This window comes from Actinocrinis sp., assembly GCF_035938995.1.
Classification (GTDB): domain Bacteria; phylum Actinomycetota; class Actinomycetes; order Streptomycetales; family Catenulisporaceae; genus DASZGI01.
Window position 1 is genome coordinate 1 of the sequence record NZ_DASZGI010000180.1, and the last position, 4,799, is coordinate 4,799.

Annotated in this window: 3 protein-coding genes and 1 pseudogene; 3 read left to right on the plus strand and 1 reads right to left on the minus strand. The window is 67.3% G+C overall.

The window, feature by feature from the left end; genetic code table 11:
- Positions 1–160: 160 nt before the first annotated feature.
- The 3 genes from VGZ32_RS12880 (at position 161) to VGZ32_RS12890 (ending at position 4,050) form a co-directional block, all read left to right on the plus strand.
- Positions 161–1,924: a protein kinase gene (locus VGZ32_RS12880; RefSeq protein ID WP_326886212.1), complete on the plus strand. Its 1,764-nt coding sequence runs from the start codon at positions 161–163 to the stop codon at positions 1,922–1,924.
- A gap of 133 nt (positions 1,925–2,057) precedes the next feature.
- Positions 2,058–3,329, plus strand: a complete 1,272-nt coding sequence (locus tag VGZ32_RS12885) for an MFS transporter (RefSeq protein ID WP_326886213.1) — start codon at positions 2,058–2,060, stop codon at positions 3,327–3,329.
- Between the two features lie 520 nt (positions 3,330–3,849).
- On the plus strand, positions 3,850–4,050 hold the full coding sequence (locus tag VGZ32_RS12890) for a hypothetical protein (RefSeq protein ID WP_326886214.1): 201 nt from the start codon (positions 3,850–3,852) through the stop codon (positions 4,048–4,050).
- A 535-nt stretch (positions 4,051–4,585) separates the two neighbouring features.
- On the opposite strand, the pseudogene VGZ32_RS12895 reads toward VGZ32_RS12890, so the two are convergent.
- Positions 4,586–4,799: pseudogene (locus VGZ32_RS12895) on the minus strand (class II glutamine amidotransferase); the annotation flags it as partial.

Consider the following 4,799-nt stretch of genomic DNA (forward strand, 5'->3'; position numbering starts at 1 on the left):
CCCCCTTAACCCAGCCCGTTCCCCCTCGCCTCTCCCCGTCTCCCGCGCCGCTCCGTTCCCTCCCCTTCCTTCTCAGGCTTCTGCCAAATCTTGGCAAAGTGGTTGCTATTACTGTGCGCGCCCGGAACGATACTGAGCGTCGAACGCTCAGGAGGCTGGAGTGAACGATGAAACGGACGGCGTAATTGAATCCCCTGATGCCACCGTGCCAGACGCCGATGGGACTCTGCTAGCCATCCGACGGCTTGGCGCCGAACTGGTGAGCGACGAGGTCTTCCAACGCCTGTTCCCTGCCGAGGTGAACGCACTCAGAGGTCTCGACGAGCCCTGGCTCGCCCAGCCGACCAGCTACCTGCTCGACAGTGCAGGCCGAATCGTCGCCGCACTACGTCGCGATGTGCCTGGTCTGCGCTTTTCCGCGTTCCTCGAAGACCATCCGCGCGGCCTCGATGCGCAGACCACCACCGTTATCGCCATCGACGTGTTGGCTGCGCTTTCCGCCCTGCACGCCCGCGGCGTCGGACACGGCGCCGTAGCTGCTGAGAACGTCATCATCGACACCGAGGGCACGTGCGTACTCGTCGACGTCGGCCTGGTGCCGCGCACTGGTTCGCAGACCATTGAATCTGTCGTCACGACCGATCTCACCTGGTTCGCCGACCTCGTCGCCCTCAGCCTCGCCGGACGCCCAGTCGGCCGAAGGCGACGGCAGGCGCCGCTGCTCATGGGCGCATGGTTGCCGAAGACCGTCCCCGAGCCGGTTCGCTCACTGCTGCGGCGCACGCTCGATCCGGCGCGTGGTGCGGCGAGTGCAGCCGACGCGGCAGTTGCCTTGGCCGACCTGAGCGTCTCTGCCGTACAGCTGTACGACGCAGACTGGGACGTTCGAGCCCGGGAAAGACTCGCGAACGCCTCCCGCGCCGCTATGGGTACCGCCTCCGCCACGACTTCCGCAGCCACTTCGCTCACCGCACCCCTCGCCGCCACTCCTGGCACCACCGCGGAAACCGAAGCGGAGCCGGAAATCCGCGTCACTCCCGCCCGCCAGCCGACCCGGCATCGCAGGCAACTGACACGGTGCCGCGTCGGGCGGCGAGTGCGCCTCGCGTCGGTCGCATTCGGGCTCCTGGCCGCCTGCGTGGCGATCGGCCTCATCCTCGCTCTCACCGGCAGCACCGGCGGTCCTCCGGCGATGACTCAGGTCATGACCTATATGACGCCCAGCGCGTCCGCCTCTGCCCGACATGCCTCGCCGCCCGCCACCGTCCCGGGCACGCCGACACCCACCATCACCCCGACCGCCCCTGCCACGCCCACAACCTCCACCGGCACGAACACGCTGGGCAGCACATCCCCATCCGTACCCGCGACGTCTCAATCCTCTGCACCTGTCGGCGCTCCGTCGGCCAGCTCGCAGCCTCCCGAACCGCCGCCCACATCGCCCCCGAGCAACGCGCCTGGAGACACCGCCGTCACCCGGCTCTCCATCATCGAGTTCTCATATGCGCACCTCCTCCCTCTCGAGGCGGTCGTAGTCATCGATGTGCGCACGTCGGGGACGGGCCCAGTCACACTCACCCTCACGTTCGCCGGATCGAACCGGTCGGGCATGCCGGGCAGTAACTTCCAGCTTTCCGTCTCGGACACCTTGCGGGACCACCGCGCGTACGTCGTCGCCTACCGGGTGCTCGACATCGACTACTGCTTCACGGACTTCTGGGGCATCGACGTGACGACGAGTCCTCCCGGCCCTGCTTCCGCATACGCTCAGCTGCCCGCACTGCCGTGTTGGGGTCCGATCGCCAAACGCACCGGCAAGGCTGATCTCGACAACGTGGCAGCTCACCGCCATACAGCCCGCCGCAGAGTGAGTGGCAATAACCAGTCGCGGGTCTTACCAATTGGACGGTTCGGCGGCGGCTGAGCGTCCCGCGCCATGATGGCTTGCCATGCAAGCGCTTGATGAGCCCATCGCGCCCGTGGCCCCCGCCCTCCTTGACCGCTCCGTAACCACTCGCGCCCTCACCGTGTGGATTGCCGCGGTAGGCGTCTACTTCATGGCCGTCTTCAATCGCGGCAGCCTCGCGGTGGCGGGGCTGCTCGCCGAGCGCCGCTTCTCCATCGGGGCGTCGGCGCTGTCCACGTTCACCATGCTCCAGCTGCTGGTCTACGCCGGAATGCAGATCCCCGTCGGCCTCCTCATCGACCGGCTCGGGCCGCGCAGACTACTGATGAGCGGACTGATCGTGATGTGCGCGGCGCAGGCTTGCTTCGCCACTGTCACGTCGTTCGGACCGGCACTCGCCGCGCGGGCGTTGCTGGGTTGCGGCGACGCGATGATATTCATCAGTGTCCTGAGGATCGTGGCGTCCTGGTTCCCGCTGTCCCGGATCACCCTGGTCACTCAGCTCACGGCACTGTGCGGGATGGCTGGCGGGATCGCGAGTACGTGGCCGCTGGGCTGGTCGCTGCGCACCTTCGGCTGGACGGCCACCTTCTGCGCGGCGGCGTTCTGCTGCGTTGCTCTACTCGCGCTACCGCTGCTCGTCATCCGTGACCGTCCCCACGACGCGCAGCTCCATGATCCGCTCGGTGCCAGCCCCACGAGCAGCCAATCCGCAGCCGCAGCCGCATCAGCACCCACGCCGGCACCCGCACCCGCACAGCGCACGCCGACCTTCGCCACCATCAGGGCTCAGATGCGAGCGGGCTGGGCGCAGCCGGCGACTCGCCAGGGCCTGTGGGTCCACTTCACGACCGGATTCCCCGGCTCCGTGTTCAGCATGCTTTGGGGCTTCCCGTTTCTGGTCCAGGCGGAGGGGCTTACCGCCGCCGCCGCCAGTGCGCTGCTGACGCTGCTTATCTGCGCGGGAATGGCGTGCAGCTTTCTGTTCGGGCGCATGCTTGGCGGCCGCCCACGCCTTCAGGTGCCGCTCGCACTCTCGGTCGTCGCCGTCACCGCGACATGCTTGACCATCGTCCTGCTCTGGCCCGGCCGTGCTCCTATCTGGGCCCTGATCATGCTGGTTCTCGCCTTTGCGACGAACGGCGCGGGCTCCATGATCGGCTTCGACATCGCTCGTACCGCGAACCCGCCCGAGCGGCTCGGCACGGTTTCGGGCATGGTCAACGTCGGAGCGTTCGTCGCCTCCGCGATCACCCTTCCCGCAATCGGCTGGCTGCTCGACTCCAGCGGCGCGACTCGATCCGCGAGCACGGGGACCGTGCTCGCGGGCTACAAGTTCGCCTTCGCCTTCACGTACGTCCTGCTGGCGGTCGGCACATTCCAGATCATCCGGCTACGGGCGCGCCTCGCCATCGTCCGCTGATCGGACCCGTTCAACCAATCAACCGCTGTATACCGGCCGATCCTCTCCCCGGTGATACGAGCATGCGCCTTTGATTCCGCCCGACATGCTGTAAGTTCCGTCGTTGCATTCGACCATGTAGCCGCGGCCGTTCCAAAAGTTGCCGATGCAGTTGAAGTAGGAGCAGATGTCGCTGGGCGGGCTGGCGACGAAGACGCCGACGCCGCAGAAGTTGTAACCGTACGGGTTGCTCGGCGCGCCACACAACGAAGGCGGCTGTGGTGGTGGAGGAGGCGGCGCAGCGGCCTTGGTGGTCGACGGTGGCGGCGGAGGTGCCTCGTAGGTCGACGGCGCTGGGGCAGGCCGCGGCGCAGCGGCCGCGGCTGAAGTCTCCGCTGGCGCGGCTCCTGCCGGAGCGGTCGACGCGGGCGCAGTCACCGATGTCGCCGTTGCCGTCGTCGAGCCCGCCGAAGCCGACGCCGCAGCATCCGGCCCCGAAGACGGTCCGGCGGTCCCAAGACTCGTCGTCGGGCTGAGCTGCGTGGTCGTCGTCGTTTGCGGGCTGTTCGTGGCCGCAGCGATGATCACCAAGACCGCGACGAACCCGGTGATCACGCTGCGCCGCTGGACCGACCAATCCGTGCGCATCCACAGCAGAATCAAGCCGACTGGGAAAAAGAAGACCAGGAACAGGACGACCGCCGTCGTCCGGCGGTACCAAGGAACGGCAGCCGGAGCCTGAAGCGACCGCCGCCGCGTCTGCCACTGCGCCGTCGAAGGCGACATCGAAACGGTCGGCTCGTCGTCGTCGACCCACAGCGGCCACCCCCACGGCGGCTGCGGCCAGGACGGATCGGGCTGCCAGCCGGGCGGCGGCGACCATTCGTCCGGCAGTCGCGGCCAATTCGGCGGTGGATTGAACCTCATGAACGCCCCCCTTGGCGATTGACGACTGCGCCCGGCGGTCTGACAGACGTCGATGACACGCAAACCAGGGCTCGTAGCTACCCGGCAGCCGAGCGCATCAGTGCCGACGCTAATCCCGTGCCAGTGAGGGCGAACGGCAGTCTACGAGCTCGTATCCCGAGCGGAACGACCGGGAGGCTCGATCGTTACCGTCGTCTTCTGCGAAATAACTCCGCGTAAGCGAAATCCGTGCTACCCAATCCGCCCCGAGTCCCCAGCACTACCCGCCGCCCATCGCCGATCACCATCCCTCCAGTTACACCCACTCCCGTGGCCCGCCCATCCTCACGCCGGAATCGGCGCGAACTCCATCAACTGCTCCGCCCCCTCCTCACGACGCAACAGCTCGATTCGGGCATCTCGATCCACGCTCCGGGCAGGTCGCCGATCGGCTCCGAGACCACCAGCCGCGCGTCATCCGACGCCTCTTCGAGGATCTCCTGCCCCGGAAACTGCTTTCTGAGCTCGGGAACGTCGCGGGTGAAGAACAGGGTGCGCGACTTGCCTTCACTCGAATAGCGGAAT